Below are 12,974 nucleotides of genomic sequence, written 5' to 3' on the forward strand. Positions count from 1 at the left end.
CTGCGGTGGGCTTGACTTCCCACTGAGGAACACCCGGAAGAGACCTCGGGGCCGGTAACGCGACTGCGCGTCGACCTCCGGCCCGGAATTCGGCGGGCGCGGGTAATGCCAATGGCCCAGTGCGCGTTTCGCGCCTTTGTCCAACCCAGTGGGTGAACGCGCCTTCGGGAGATCGGCCGTGGTGCGTTCCGGCGACACCGGGCAGACGGCGAACGGCTACCGACATCCACGGCGATTCCACGACGACGCCCGGCGTGGGCTACGTGCGACTGTCGGCGAACGCCGCGGCCTGACCGGCCGAACGGCGGCACCCTGGGCATGGGGGTGCCGCCGTTCGTGCGTATGCGCTGGCGCGACAGGAGTCCGGGCGGCTTGACTGTCTGTGGTTCGCCAACAGCTGGGGGCACTCGTGAGAATGTTGCGCCTCGTCCTGCCGTTGCTCCTCCTACTCGGCCTCACCACCCCGGTCGCGGCGGCCGTGCCGCCCGCGCTGGTGATCGGCCACGACTTCCCCGACCCGGACGTGCTCGAATCCGGCGGCACCTACTACGCCTATTCGACCAGTTCCTCGCGCGGCCGCGTGCCGTTCGCGACCGCGCCCACACCCTCCGGTCCGTGGGCCGCGAAGGGTGACGCGTTGCCGCAGAAACCCGCGTGGGCCGGGAACGGCGGCTTCTGGGCGCCGGACGTCTCGCGGCGCTCGGACGGCCGGTTCCTGATGTACTTCACCGGCCCGAGCACCGCCACGGGCCGCATGTGCCTCGGCGCCGCGCTCGCGAACGGGCCCGCGGGCCCGTTCCAGCCGACCTCGGCCCAGCCGCTGGTGTGCAACGCGGGCGAAGGCGGTGACATCGACCCGTCGAGCTTCGTCGACACCAACGGCGCGCGGTACCTGCTCTACAAGAACGACGGCAACGCGATCGGCCAGCCCACGATCATCTGGCTGCAGCCGACCGCCGCCGACGGCCTGAGCTTCACCGGCAACCGGGTCGAACTGCTGCGCAACAACCGGCCGGAGGAGTCCGGCGTGATCGAGGCACCGGTGCTGGTGAAACGCCCGTCGCAGTACGTGCTGTTCTACTCGGCCGGCATCTACACCTCGGGCAACTACCAGACCGGCTACGCGGTTTCCGGCTCGCTGACCGGGTCCTACACGCGCGCCTACCGGCCGCTGCTGACCACGGCCAGCCTGGACGGCGCGGTCAACGGGCCGGGAGGCGCGGACGCGGTCGGCGGCACGATGTTCTTCCACGGTCACCTCGGCGGCGGCGGGCGCGGCATGTTCGCGGCGAGTCTGGGGTGGGCCAACGACTTCCCGGTGGTGCGTGGCAGCCGCGTCCGCCATGAGGCCGAGCGCGGCACCCTGCACAACGCGATCGTGCGCAGTGGCGCGGCGGGTGCCTCGCAGGGTCAGGTCGCGGCCGGGATCGACCAGCCCGACAGCTGGGTGCAGACCTCGGTTTTCGCCCCCGTGTCCGGGAACTACACCGTCCACATCGGATACTCGGCGGGCTACGGCGCCGCCCAGCACACGCTGACGGTCAACGGCGGCGCGGCGCAGGTGGTGAACTACCCCGACCGGGGCTGGGACAACTGGACACAGGTCGCCGCCGAGGTGAACCTGGTGGCCGGTACCAACACCCTGCGGCTGCAGCACCTGAGCCGGTGGGCGGAAGTGGACTACGTCGAAGTGGCGTGAGCGGGGCTATCGGCACTTTCGCCGGTCCACCACCGTTTTCCTGGCCGGGCGGGCCGGCCTGCCGACACAATTCGGCACGGCCGACTCCCCTACCCCGGAGAACCCCATGCGACTGCGCACCGCTCTGCTCGGCATCATCGCCCTGGTCATCGCCCTGGTCACCGCCCTGCTCCCGGCCACCGCGGGGGCAGCCGGGTCACCGCCGTCCGCGCTCGGCGGTTCGGGCCCCTACTCCGCCGGTTACGAGACCACCTTCCGCCTGTCGGACCACACCATCTACCGCCCCGACACGCTGCCCGCCGGGATCAAGCTGCCGATCGTGGCGTGGGGCAACGGTGCCTGCCGCGCGGACGGCACCTGGTTCGAGAACATCCTGACCGAATGGGCGTCGCACGGCTTCCTGGTGATCGCGAACGGCAGGCCGGGCGGTTTCGGGCAGACCGACCCGGAGATGCTGATCGAGTCGATCGACTGGGCCATCGCGGAGAACTCGCGGCTGGGCAGCAAGTACCGCAACAAGATCGACACCACCAAGGTCGCCGTGATGGGCCAGTCCTGCGGCGGCCTCGAGACCTACGAGGTGGCCGACGACCCGCGGATCACCACCACCGTGCTGTGGAACAGCGGGCTGCTCGACGACAGCCAGAACAACCTGCTGCAGCGGCTCCACGCGCCGATCGCCTACTTCATCGGCGGGCCGAGCGACATCGCCTACCCGAACGCGATGGACGACTGGCAGCGGCTGCCCGCCGGGCTGCCCGCGTTCATGGGCAATCTGGACGTCGGCCACTTCGGCACCTTCGACCAGCCGAACGGCGGCGAGTTCGGCCGGGTCGGCGGGCACTGGCTGAAGTGGCAGCTCAAAGGTGACCAGGCGAGCAGGACCCAGTTCGCCGGCCCGGCCTGCGGCCTGTGCTCCACCGACTGGGACGTCCAGCAAAAGAACCTAACCTGACCCGTCCCCCTCGGCGGCGCCCCACCGCGCCGTGAATGTGGCTTTCACGGCGGATTCGGCCGTGAAAGCCACATTCACGGCATCCGGCGGGGAAGGGGCAACTCCGGCGACGCCGGGCGAGTTCCCGTCAGAGCGTGCGGGTGAGGTAGACGCTGTGCGGGTCCAGGCGGTAGTCGGCGAAGGGGGCGCAGTAGGTGAAGCCGTACTTTTCGTAGAGCCGTCGCGCCGGGCGGAAGAACTCGGCGGAGCCGGTTTCCAGGCTGATCCGGGTGAACCCCATCCGCCGCGCCTCGGCGAGGATGTGCTCGAGCAGCGTGGAGGCGATCCCGCTCCGCTTGCGCGCGGTGTTCGTCCGCATCGACTTGAGTTCGGCGTGCTCGGCGTCGAGCGCCTTGAGCGCCCCGCAGCCGACGAGCGCGCCGTCGTCGAGCACCGACCAGAAGGTGACGTCCGGCTTGCGCAGGTCGTCCAGGTCCAGCGCGTGCTTGCTCTCCAGCGGCGTCAGCGACCGCATTTCCTCGACGTGCTCGGCCAGGAACCCCGCGATCTCCGGCCCCGACAAATCATCGACGACGATCTCCATGCGTCAAACGGTAGCCCGGTTCCGGCGGACGCCGGCACCGGCGGTGTACAGCCAGCCGAACAGGGCCCACATTCCGCCGAAGATGAGGCCGACCAGGACGTAGGCGACCGTCCAGAGGACAGCGGGGGTCTCGCTCTTGCGTTCCCGCTGCAGGAACTCGATCTCCGACATGAACGGCCGCGAACCCGAAACCGCCTCGATCGGGGGTGCGTTCGCCGCCGGGTCGTCGGGGGCGTAGACCGGGGCCAGTGCGAGCATGCGGTTCGCGGTGTGCAGCCGGAAGCCGCTCTTCCACGCGCCGTAGACGGGCAGCGGTTCGGTCGTGCGGTACAGGCCGTCGCCGACCTGCTCCAGCGGCTTGCTGAAGAAGTCCCCGCCCTGCCAGGAGAAACCGTTCAGCCAGAGCGCGTCACCGGCCAGTGCGGGGTCGCTGATGCGGACCTCCGCGTGCACCCAGCGCGGCTCTCCGCCACCGTGCGGGGCGGACACCTTCAGGCCGGTGGTCGACTCGCTCAGCGCCACCTCCGCGGTCAGCCCCTCCGGCGGATCCTGCGGCACCACCACGATCGCCATCAGTACCACCGCGCCGAGCGCGCCGACCAGCCCGGCGACGTGCCGGACGCGCCGCGCGGGCGTTCCGGCGGTCGAGTCGGTGACGTCCGCGATGCTCTCCGCCTGCTGGTACTGCCAGGCGCCGATCAGGCACCCGGCGACCGCCGCGCCCGTGCCGAACACCAGGAACAACGGCAGGTGCGACGCGGGCCACGGGTTCGGCATCAGCCACTGCGAGAACGCCCACTCACCCAGCATGCCGACGGTCCCCGCGCCGATCCCGGCCAGCAACGCGAGCCGGTGGATGCCCGCGCGGCCCGCCAGCAGCGCGACCACCTCGATGACCACGGCCTCGGCGACGTACGGCAGCAGCGAAGCGACGTGCAGGTCGTCGGCCCACGGGATGATGGCGAACAGCGCCCGCGTGACGAGGAAGACCGCCAGCACGATCAGCGTGCCGCCCGGCCCCCACGCCAGCCTGCCGTAGAGCAGCGTCCAGCCGCCGATCAGGCCGACCAGCACCACCTGCGCGAGCATCGGGAACTGCGGCACCCCGAGGTCGAACTCCATCAGGAACGCCGAGGCGCCCATCATCCACGCCCCGGCCAGCAGCGGGCCGAGCAGGCGCACCAGCGGCCCGGTCGCGCCGACCTGCCGCGATTCGGCGAGCAGCAACTGCAGGCCGATGACCACGCCGATGCCGCCGCCGATCATCAGCACGTGGGTCGGCCCCCACTCGGTGACGTCCTGGCCGAACAGCCGGTGCCACACGTCGTCCAGCGGGAACCCGGCCACGCCGACCAGGCCGGTGGCCATCATCTGCACGCTGCCCAGCGGCACCCGCCAGTGCGGGCCGAGCGGGAATGTGCGGGCGGGCAGCTTTCCCTTCGCCAGCCCGGCGCTGAGCACGCCGCTGGCGAAGATGCCCATCAGTCCGAAGTAGATCGGGTAGTGCGACGGGTTGGCCAGCGGGCCTTCGTCACGGCCGAGTTCCATGTGGATCGGCACGTCCCAGTACACGCCGATCAGCGCCGAGAGCCCGGACAGCCCGGCGAGGGACATCGGCAGCGCGGCCCACCGGGGCAGGCCGGTCAGCCCGGCCGCCCAGTCCGCCAGCCTGCCCGCGGCGGTGCGCTTGCCGGCGCGTTCGCGCAGGACGAAGACCGCGAGCGGCAGGAAGACGACGAAGAACATCAGCCCGGCGATGGCGATCTGCCCGAGCTCGGCACCACCGGCGGGCGGACTGGTCGGCTGCGCGAGGTTCACTGCTGGACCTTCCCGGCAATCTACGTGTTACCCCTGGTAACAGTTACTGGAAATAGCATGTTACCGTTGGTCACACGTAAAGTCGAGCCGGGTGGAAGGAAAGTCCTGTGAGCTGGTGTGCTCGTGGTCTGGCGGTGCTGGCGGTGGTGTGCCTGACGGCCTGCGGTTCCCCGGAGCCGGAGCAGGTGGGCGCCACCCACCGCTTCGCCGTCACCGGCGGCAGCCGCACCGAGGGTCCCGACCGGATCGACGCCACCACCGGCTCCCCGGTGACCATCGAGGTCACCTGTGACGCCACCGACGAACTGCACGTCCACGGCTACGACAAGGCAGCGCCCTGCGAGCCGGGGGCTCCGGCGTCGCTGACCTTCACCGCCGACGTGCCCGGGGTCTTCGAGGTCGAACTGCACGAAACCGGCCCCCTGACCCAACTGCGGGTGCAGTGACCGGCGAAGTGTTCCTCGCGCACGGGCTCGGTGGCCGATCCGACCTGCCGGTGCCGCTGTGGCTGGCCCTCTACGCCGGTGCCGCGGCGGTGCTCATTTCGTTCTTCGCGCTGACCGTGTTGTGGAAGAGCCCGCGCCTCAAGGGCGAGCACGCCGGGCGCCCGCTGCCCGTCGAGCGGATCGCCGACTCCCCGGTCACCCGTGCCGCCTTGCGCGTGCTCGGCGTGGCCGCGCTGGTGGTCATGCTGGTCACCGCGTGGTCCGGCGGGGACAGTGCGGACAACCCGGCACCGGCGTGGTTCTACGCCTGGTTCTGGGTGGGCCTGGTCGCGGTGTCGCTGCTGCTGGGCCCGGTGTGGCGGCTGGTCAATCCGGCCCGCACGATCGCCGCGGCTCTGCGGCTGGCACTGCCCGCGTTGCGGGTCACCAGGGCGCTGCCGGACCGGCTGGGCTACGGCGCGGCGACCGCCGGGATGCTGGCGTTCCTGTGGCTGGAACTGGTCTTCCCGCACTCCGACGCCCCGCTCGCGGTCGCCGTGTTCATCTCCGCCTACGTGCTCGCGCAGATCGTCGCGGGGGTGCGGTACGGGCCGGCGTGGTTCGACCGGGGCGACGCCTTCGAGGTCTACTTCGGACTGATCGCGGCGCTGGCCCCGGTCGGCAGGCGCGCCGACGGCAGGCTGGTCCTGCGCAGCCCGCTCGACGGCCTGCTCACCCTCGACCGGTCACCCGGTATGACCCCGTTCATCCTCGTGGTGCTCGGCGCCACCGCGTTCGACGGGCTGACCCGGCTTCCACTGTGGATCGACAACACCCGTGAGCTGGACGGCGTCGTCGCCGCGCTGGCCGGCACGGCCGGCCTGGCGGTGGCGATCGGCCTGATCTCGGCGGCCTACGCGGGCGCGATCAGGCTGACCCGCCCGTTCCTGCGCAAGGGCACCGAGCCCTACCGCGCCTTCGCCCACGCCCTGGTGCCGATCATGGTCGGGTACACCATCGCGCACTACTTCTCCTTCGCCGTGTTCGAAGGACAGCAGGGTCTGCTGCGCACAGTGGACTACACCGTGCTCTCGCCCGCGGTGATCGCCGCGGTGCAGATCGCCGGGATCGTGGCGGGTCACGTGCTCGGCGTGGTTTCGGCCCACGACCGTGCGCTCGTGGTGTTGCGGGAGCACTATGTGAAGGCGGGCCAGTACCCGGTGCTGGCCCTGATGGTCGGGTACACGGCCATCGGCATCTACCTGGTGTCGGGAGGGTGAGCGGTGCACTGGGTGCTGGCGCACCAGGGCGGCTGGGACGAGATCATGGTGTTCGCCGGTCCCGTGGCGATCATCGTGCTGCTCGTCGTGCTCGCCCGGCGGCAGGCGCCACCGCCCGAAGACGGTGACGACGAACCGCCGGCCCCCTGAATTCAGCTGAGCACGGTGGTGTTCTGGCAGGCCACCAGGCGCCACTGTCCTTCCTCTTGGGACATGACGAACAGCGGTGTGCCCTCACCCTCGTCCTCGCGCGGCACCCCGTCGGTGTTCGAGTAGCGCTGGCGCACCTTCACCGCCGCGACGTCCGGGCGGATGAACAGCACGTGCACCACCTCCATGGTGCACCTGAGCCCCTTCATGCCGCCGGGCAGCACCTGGCGCGTGAACGCCGCGATCTCGTCCCGGCCGAACAACCGCTTGCCGCCCCCGGTGGTCCAGATGGCGTCGGCCCGGAACAGGCCGACGAACTCGTCGACGAGTTCGTGCTGCTGCGCGTGTTCCACGGCGGCGACCACCCGCCCGATCGCCTCGATTTCCTCGTTTTCCATACCTGCGAGCATGTTCCCTCCAGTCCGGTGGAGGTCAATCGCCGAGCACGGAAATCTGCAGTTCGCGGACCCGGTCCGGTGCGGCGATCACCTCGACACCGGTGATCAGGCCATTGTGGACGGTGAAAGCGAGTGCCAGGAAGACCCGGCCCCGCGGCGCCAGCACCACCCCCGGCGAGCCGTTCACCAATGCCGGGCCGGCGAACGCCGACCGGGCCGCGCCTGCCGCGATCGCGCCCTTGCCCACCACGGTGGCCCCGCGGAGCACCAGCGGGTGCGGGCTCGGACCGGCCGCGGAATCGGCGCGCAACACCACGTTCGGATCGAGCAACGCGACCAGCGCACCGAAATCGCCGGCTCGGGACGCGGCCAGGAAGGCGTCGACCACCTCGCGGCGGCGTGCCAGGTCGGCGGGTGCCGAATCGGCGCCCCTCACCCGGCGGCGGGCGCGGCTGGCGAGTTGCCTCGCCGCGGCCGGTGACCGCTCGAGCAGCGTGCCGATCTCCTCGAAGGGCACGGCGAACAGGTCGTGCAGCACGAAGGCGAGGCGTTCGGCGGGGTTCAGCGTGTCCAGCACGACGAGCAGGGCCACGCCCACCGAGTCCGCCAGCATCGCCTCCTCGGCCGGATCCGCGACGGCCTCCTTGACCTCGACCACGTCCAGCGGTTCTTCGCGCCGGTTGTCGCGTGAGCGCAGCAGGTTCAGGCACACGCGGGCGACCACGGTGGTCAGCCAGGCGGCCAGGTTGTCGATCTCCTCGCCGCCGGTGCGGTTCAGCCGCAGCCACGCCTCCTGCACGGCGTCATCGGCCTCGCTGAGCGAGCCGAGCATCCGGAAGGCCACCCCGCGCAGCCTGGGGCGCTGCTGCTCGAACTCGGCCGCCAGCCGGTCGCGCTCCGTCACCGTCTCCACCGTTTCACTGTCCTTCCTCGCCGGGCGTCGTCGAGTCGACCCCGCGGGCCGGGCCGATGTGACAGAGCGGCTGAATTCAGCCGAGCCGGGCGGCGAGCTCGGTGAGGGCCTGGCCCAGCGGGCGGTCGACGCGCACGGTCGCGTACTGGTCGCCGCGGGTCCGGCCGAGGTTGACGATGAGCACCGGCTTGCCCGCCTTCGCCGCGTGCCGGACGAACCGCAGGCCGGACATGACCGTCAGCGAGGAACCCAGGACCACCAGCGCCCCGGCTTCGTCGACCAGGCGGTAGCAGTGCTCCACGCGCGGCTTGGGCACGTTCTCGCCGAAGAACACCACGTCCGGTTTGAGCACGCCGGACTCGCAGTCCGCGCAGGCGACCAGCTCGAACCCGCGCACGTCCTCGTCGGCCAGTTCGACGTCGCCGTCCGGGTTGATCCGGGTGGCCTCGCCGCCGAAGTCCGGGTTCGCCGCCCGCAGCCGCCGGTCCAGCTCCTCGCGGGGGCTGGTGCGGCGGCAATCGAGGCAGATCACCCGGTCCAGGCTGCCGTGCAGTTCCACCACGTCCTGCGCGCCCGCGGCCTGGTGCAGCCCGTCGACGTTCTGCGTGATCACGCCGGAGACGTGGCCGCGGGCCTGCAGCAGGGCGACCGCGCGGTGGCCGTCGTTGGGCTGGGCACGGGCGATGGTCCGCCAGCCGAGGTGGCTGCGCGCCCAGTAGCGGCGGCGACCGGCGGGGCTGCCGGTGAACTCGTCGTAGGTCATCGGCGTGTGGCGGCGCAGGCTGCCACCGTCGCCGCGGTAGTCGGGGATGCCGGATTCGGTGGAGAGCCCGGCTCCGCTGAGCACGAGCGCACCCCGGTCGGCGAGCACGTCGACGACCTCGTCGAGGCTGGTGGTCCGCGGCGGCGGTTCGCCGGTGGGCGCCCAGCTCAGCGTCGGTCGGGTGCGCATGATCCCAGCCTACCGGCGGTGCCGTGAATGTGGCTTTCACGGCGGATTCGGCCGTGAAAGCCACATTCACGGCACCAGGGGGATCAGTAGCGCTCCAGGACGGGGCGGGTGGCGGGGCTGCCGGAGGGGCCGAGGGTGCGGTCGTAGGCGCCTTGCCACCGGCCGTCGTCCAAGGCCGCCTGGAGCAGGTCGTTCACCTTGTCCCGCAGCGGCTTGTCCTCCAGCGCCAGGCCCACGCCGTAGGAGACGGTGTCGAACGGCTCACCGGCCACCTTCAGCGCCTGCGGATCCGCCGCGGCGTAGCCCTTGAGGATCGCGTCGTCGGTGGTGACCGCGTCGACCTGCCCGGCGGTCAGGCGGTCGACGCACTCGGCGTAGCTGGGCGCGCCGACCACGTTCTCCGGTTCGGTCAGCCCCAGTTCCTCCACCCGCCGCAGCGGGGAACTGCCGGTGACCGAGCAGACCTTCTTGCCCCGCAGCGTGTCCTTGCCGGTGATGGCCGCCTCGCCGCGGCGCACCAGCAGCGACTGGCCGCCGGTCAGGTACGGCCCGGCGAACCCCACCTGCTGCTTGCGCGAGTCGGTGATCGTGTAGGTGCCGACGTAGAGGTCCACGGTCCCGTCGTTCAGCGCCTGCTCCCGCGCCGACGCGATGATGTTCTGGTAGCTGATCCGGCTCTCGTCGAGGCCGAGGCCACCCGCCAGGATCCGGGCGATCTCGATGTCGAAACCGGTGTAGGTGCCGTCGACCGGGCTCTGCAGGCCGAGCCCCGGCTGATCGTTCTTGACGCCGATGAGCACCGTGCCGCGCGCCTGGATCCGGTCCACCGTCGGCGATCCTTCGACTTCGGTCACCTGCGCCGAGGACACCGGTGGCGACGACGCCGGCTCCGACGTGGACGGTGTCTGCGCCTGCGACCGCTCCCCGGTCTGCTGCCACCAGATCACCAGGCCACCGGTCACCAGCAGCAGCACGACCACCCCGAGGACCACCGCCAGCCGGCCGGCGCGTCGCGGTGCCCGCGTCACCGCCACCGTCGGAGCCTCGCCGGGTGGCGGCGCGCTGAGCAGGGCGATCGCATGCGCGCCCACCGGGCGGTCGGCCGGGTTCTTCCGCAGCAGCGCGGCGATCACCGGCCACAGCGCGGGCACGTGCGGCAGCGGCACGGGTTCCCGCGTCAGCACGGCGGCGAACGCGGACTGGATGTCCTCGCCGTCGAACGGGGACCGCCCGCTGACCGCGAAGTACAGCGTGATGCCGAGCGACCACAGATCGCTCGGCGGGCCTGCCACCTGGCCGTTGATCCGTTCCGGCGCCATGAACTGCGGCGAGCCGATCAGCTGCCCGGTGCCGGTGAGCGCGGTGGCGCCGGACATCGCCGCGATGCCGAAGTCGGTGAGCACCGCGCGCTCGCCGTCGAGCAGGATGTTCGCCGGTTTGACGTCCCGGTGCACGATGCCCCGCGCGTGCGCGGCCGCGAGCGCCACCGCGACCTGCCGCCCGATCGCCGCGGCCTGCCACTGGGGCAGCGGGCCGCGCTCGGCGACCAGCTGCGCCACCGACGGGCCCTCGACCAGCTCCATCACGATCCACGGGCGGTCGCGGTCGATCACCACGTCGTGCACGGTGATGATGCCGGGGTGGCGCAGCTGCGCGGCGGTCATCGCCTCACGCAGCATCCGCCGGTAGGCCGGGTCCGGCGCCGCCGGGTCGAACGGGGTGGTGTGGCGCAGTTCCTTGAGCGCCACCTCACGATCGAGCAGTTCGTCCCTGGCGCGCCAGACCACGCCCATGCCACCCTCACCGAGGGCGTGGCCGAGCCGGTAGCGACCGGCCACGAGTTGCTCGTCGGACATGCGGGTCAACTTACCGAACCGGCCCGGCGCCCCGGGGCGGTTCGGCTCAGTCGGCCGCGCCCATCACCAGGCCTTCGATGGTGTGCTTCTGGGTGATCGGCTGGAGGCGGTCCACCACGGGGCAGTGCAGGTGCCGCCGCAGCGATTCCGGCAGCGTCTCCCAGAACTGCTGGGTCACCGCGGTGTCGTGACGCTCGTCGTTGCCCGCTCCCGGCGCGTCCACCCCGAGCACCAGCACCGGCCGCGACTTGCGCGAGACGTTCGCCGTGCCGCGGTGGACGGTGAGCGCGGAGCGGATGGAGATGTCGCCCATCTTCGGGTACTTCCGCGTGGCGAGCGAGCGGTAGCGCGGGTAGTTCTCCTGGGGCGGGAACATGCCGTGCTCGAATTCCTCGCCCGGTTCGCGGTGGGTGCCCGGTGCGATCTCGAAGGGCCCCATGTCCTCTTCGGTGTCCACAGTGGTCACGTTGATGGCGAGCGAGGTGAGCCTGCCGGTCTCCCTGGTCTCCTGCGGCATCGGGAAATCCCGGTGCCACGGCTGGTCGACCGCGCCCGCGAGCGGCACGTCGAAGCCCACCTCGACGATCTGGTAGTCCGGGCCCAGTACCGCCGCGCACACCGCGTCGATCCACGGGTGTGTGGCCAGTTCGGTGAAGCCGCGCAGTTGCTCGGGGTGGATCTCCACGTAGTAGCGGTTCGGCCCGCGGCCGACCGCGCCGCCCTCGCGGGACAGCGCCTCGGTGAACGCGGCGTCGACGTCCTCGCCCAGCCTCTCCACCCAGGACCGCTCGAAGGCGCCGGGCAGCCCGACGATGCCGTCCTGCTCGATCCGGGTGGTGGCCGCGGTCAGTTGCGCTTCGTCCATCGGGACCTCCTTCGGTGTGTCGCCCAGTTTGCAACGTGGCATGCCACGTTGCAAGAGGTAGGCTGGGCGAAGTTCCCCGGGAGGTGGCATGGGCGCGAGCCTGCGTGAAGTGGCCGAGCACGCCGGGGTCTCGGTGCGCACGGTGTCCAACGTGGTCAACGGCTTCCGCTACGTCGCCGACGACACCAGGGCCCGCGTGCAGGCCAGCATCGACGAACTCGGCTACCGGCCCAACATGGCCGCGCGCTCGCTGCGGCGCGGACGGACCGGCCTGGTGGCGCTGGTGATCCCCGAGGTCGACTCGCCGTACTTCGCCGAACTGGCCGCACGAACCGTGCGCATCGCCGAGGCCCGCGGCCTGACCGTGCTGATCGACCAGACCGACGGTGATGCCGAGCGGGAGCGGCGGCTGCTGCACGGCGAGCGCACGCAACTGGTCGACGGCGTGCTGTTCAACCCGTGGGCGGTCTCCCCCGCCGAACTCTCCGCCCGCACGGACACCGTTCCGCTGGTACTGCTCGGCGAGCACGACAGCACCGCCGCGGTCGACCACGTGGCCATCGACAACATCGCGGCCGCCCGCGCCGCGACCGCGCACCTGCTGTCTTCGGGCCGTCGCCGGGTCGCCGCGCTGGGCCTGCAGCCGCACGTCGCGAACGCGACCGCGCGCCGCCGCCTGCGGGGATACCGCGAGGCGCTGGTGGCCGCCGGGCTGACCCCCGTGCCGGAACTGGAAGTGCCGGTCGAGACGCTGCACCGCGCCGACGGCCACCGAGCCATGCTCGGCCTGCTCGACCTCGCCGAGCCGCCGGACGCGGTCTTCTGCTTCACCGACGAACTCGCGCTCGGCGCCCTGCGAGCGGCAGCCGACCGCGGGGTCGCGGTACCCGAGGACCTCGCGCTCGCCGGGTTCGACGACATCGAAGACGGCCGGTTCAGCGTGCCCGCGCTGACCACGATCTCCCCGGACAAGAACGCGATCGCCGAACTGGCGCTCGACTGCCTGACCGAGGAGTCCAAGACACCGCGGGCGATCGTCGCGCCGCACGAACTGCTCGTCCGCGGCAGCGGTTAGCGCTG

At 71.5% G+C, this 12,974-nt stretch carries 13 protein-coding genes; 6 read left to right on the top strand and 7 right to left on the bottom strand.

Going from position 1 to position 12,974, the window contains the following annotated elements:
• The first annotated feature begins 415 nt into the window (after window positions 1-415).
• Entirely contained in the window at window positions 416-1,699 is a 1,284-nt protein-coding gene (locus L3Q67_RS40040; protein ID WP_499186619.1) for a family 43 glycosylhydrolase, read from the top strand.
• 106 nt (window positions 1,700-1,805) lie between these two features.
• The gene (locus tag L3Q67_RS40045; RefSeq protein WP_499186620.1) at window positions 1,806-2,654 is read left to right on the top strand and encodes an alpha/beta hydrolase; all 849 of its coding nucleotides are present in this window, start codon (window positions 1,806-1,808) and stop codon (window positions 2,652-2,654) included.
• Between the two features lie 127 nt (window positions 2,655-2,781).
• Here the strand turns inward: L3Q67_RS40045 and L3Q67_RS40050 are convergent, their stop codons facing one another.
• Both L3Q67_RS40050 and L3Q67_RS40055 read right to left on the bottom strand, forming a co-directional pair.
• Complete coding sequence (locus tag L3Q67_RS40050; protein ID WP_499186621.1) at window positions 2,782-3,237, bottom strand: GNAT family N-acetyltransferase; 456 nt, start codon at window positions 3,235-3,237, stop codon at window positions 2,782-2,784.
• Between the two features lie 3 nt (window positions 3,238-3,240).
• Complete coding sequence (locus tag L3Q67_RS40055; RefSeq protein ID WP_499186622.1) at window positions 3,241-5,055, bottom strand: hypothetical protein; 1,815 nt, start codon at window positions 5,053-5,055, stop codon at window positions 3,241-3,243.
• Window positions 5,056-5,162: 107 nt separating this feature from the next.
• Between L3Q67_RS40055 and L3Q67_RS40060 the strand changes: the two genes are divergently transcribed.
• Genes L3Q67_RS40060 through L3Q67_RS40070 form a run of 3 tightly spaced genes read left to right on the top strand, consistent with a single transcriptional unit; the run spans window position 5,163 to window position 6,910 of the window.
• Window positions 5,163-5,501 (top strand): cupredoxin domain-containing protein, encoded by a 339-nt coding sequence (locus L3Q67_RS40060; protein ID WP_499186623.1) that lies wholly within the window; start codon window positions 5,163-5,165, stop codon window positions 5,499-5,501.
• The gene (locus tag L3Q67_RS40065) at window positions 5,498-6,760 is read left to right on the top strand and encodes a hypothetical protein (RefSeq protein WP_499186624.1); all 1,263 of its coding nucleotides are present in this window, start codon (window positions 5,498-5,500) and stop codon (window positions 6,758-6,760) included. The genes L3Q67_RS40060 and L3Q67_RS40065 overlap by 4 nt, the downstream gene beginning before the upstream one ends.
• A 3-nt stretch (window positions 6,761-6,763) precedes the next feature.
• Window positions 6,764-6,910 carry a hypothetical protein gene (locus L3Q67_RS40070; protein WP_499186625.1) on the top strand — a complete coding sequence of 49 codons (147 nt, stop codon included), beginning with the start codon at window positions 6,764-6,766 and terminating at the stop codon, window positions 6,908-6,910.
• 2 nt (window positions 6,911-6,912) lie between these two features.
• Here the strand turns inward: L3Q67_RS40070 and L3Q67_RS40075 are convergent, their stop codons facing one another.
• The 5 genes from L3Q67_RS40075 to L3Q67_RS40095 form a co-directional block, all read right to left on the bottom strand.
• Window positions 6,913-7,308 (bottom strand): nuclear transport factor 2 family protein, encoded by a 396-nt coding sequence (locus L3Q67_RS40075; RefSeq protein WP_499186626.1) that lies wholly within the window; start codon window positions 7,306-7,308, stop codon window positions 6,913-6,915.
• Between the two features lie 34 nt (window positions 7,309-7,342).
• On the bottom strand, window positions 7,343-8,212 hold the full coding sequence (locus L3Q67_RS40080; RefSeq protein WP_499191753.1) for a sigma-70 family RNA polymerase sigma factor family protein: 870 nt from the start codon (window positions 8,210-8,212) through the stop codon (window positions 7,343-7,345).
• 85 nt (window positions 8,213-8,297) lie between these two features.
• Window positions 8,298-9,173 (bottom strand): SIR2 family protein, encoded by an 876-nt coding sequence (locus tag L3Q67_RS40085; protein ID WP_499186627.1) that lies wholly within the window; start codon window positions 9,171-9,173, stop codon window positions 8,298-8,300.
• Window positions 9,174-9,256: 83 nt separating this feature from the next.
• The gene (locus L3Q67_RS40090; RefSeq protein ID WP_499186628.1) at window positions 9,257-11,029 is read right to left on the bottom strand and encodes a bifunctional serine/threonine-protein kinase/glutamate ABC transporter substrate-binding protein; all 1,773 of its coding nucleotides are present in this window, start codon (window positions 11,027-11,029) and stop codon (window positions 9,257-9,259) included.
• 46 nt (window positions 11,030-11,075) lie between these two features.
• Window positions 11,076-11,894, bottom strand: a complete 819-nt coding sequence (locus L3Q67_RS40095; RefSeq protein WP_499186629.1) for a phytanoyl-CoA dioxygenase family protein — start codon at window positions 11,892-11,894, stop codon at window positions 11,076-11,078.
• Window positions 11,895-11,982: 88 nt separating this feature from the next.
• Between L3Q67_RS40095 and L3Q67_RS40100 the strand changes: the two genes are divergently transcribed.
• Window positions 11,983-12,969: a LacI family DNA-binding transcriptional regulator gene (locus tag L3Q67_RS40100; protein ID WP_499186630.1), complete on the top strand. Its 987-nt coding sequence runs from the start codon at window positions 11,983-11,985 to the stop codon at window positions 12,967-12,969.
• The last annotated feature ends 5 nt before the right edge of the window (window positions 12,970-12,974 follow it).

The organism is Saccharothrix sp. AJ9571, from assembly GCF_021725495.1.
GTDB lineage: Bacteria > Actinomycetota > Actinomycetes > Mycobacteriales > Pseudonocardiaceae > Amycolatopsis > Amycolatopsis magusensis.

Coding starts and splice junctions, on each gene's coding strand:
- L3Q67_RS40095 (WP_499186629.1), bottom strand. CDS start 11,894: ATGGACGAAGCGCAACTGACCGCGGCCACCACCCGGATCGAGCAGGAC.
- L3Q67_RS40090 (WP_499186628.1), bottom strand. CDS start 11,029: ATGTCCGACGAGCAACTCGTGGCCGGTCGCTACCGGCTCGGCCACGCC.
- L3Q67_RS40045 (WP_499186620.1), top strand. CDS start 1,806: ATGCGACTGCGCACCGCTCTGCTCGGCATCATCGCCCTGGTCATCGCC.
- L3Q67_RS40050 (WP_499186621.1), bottom strand. CDS start 3,237: ATGGAGATCGTCGTCGATGATTTGTCGGGGCCGGAGATCGCGGGGTTC.
- L3Q67_RS40040 (WP_499186619.1), top strand. CDS start 416: ATGTTGCGCCTCGTCCTGCCGTTGCTCCTCCTACTCGGCCTCACCACC.
- L3Q67_RS40085 (WP_499186627.1), bottom strand. CDS start 9,173: ATGCGCACCCGACCGACGCTGAGCTGGGCGCCCACCGGCGAACCGCCG.
- L3Q67_RS40100 (WP_499186630.1), top strand. CDS start 11,983: ATGGGCGCGAGCCTGCGTGAAGTGGCCGAGCACGCCGGGGTCTCGGTG.
- L3Q67_RS40075 (WP_499186626.1), bottom strand. CDS start 7,308: ATGGAAAACGAGGAAATCGAGGCGATCGGGCGGGTGGTCGCCGCCGTG.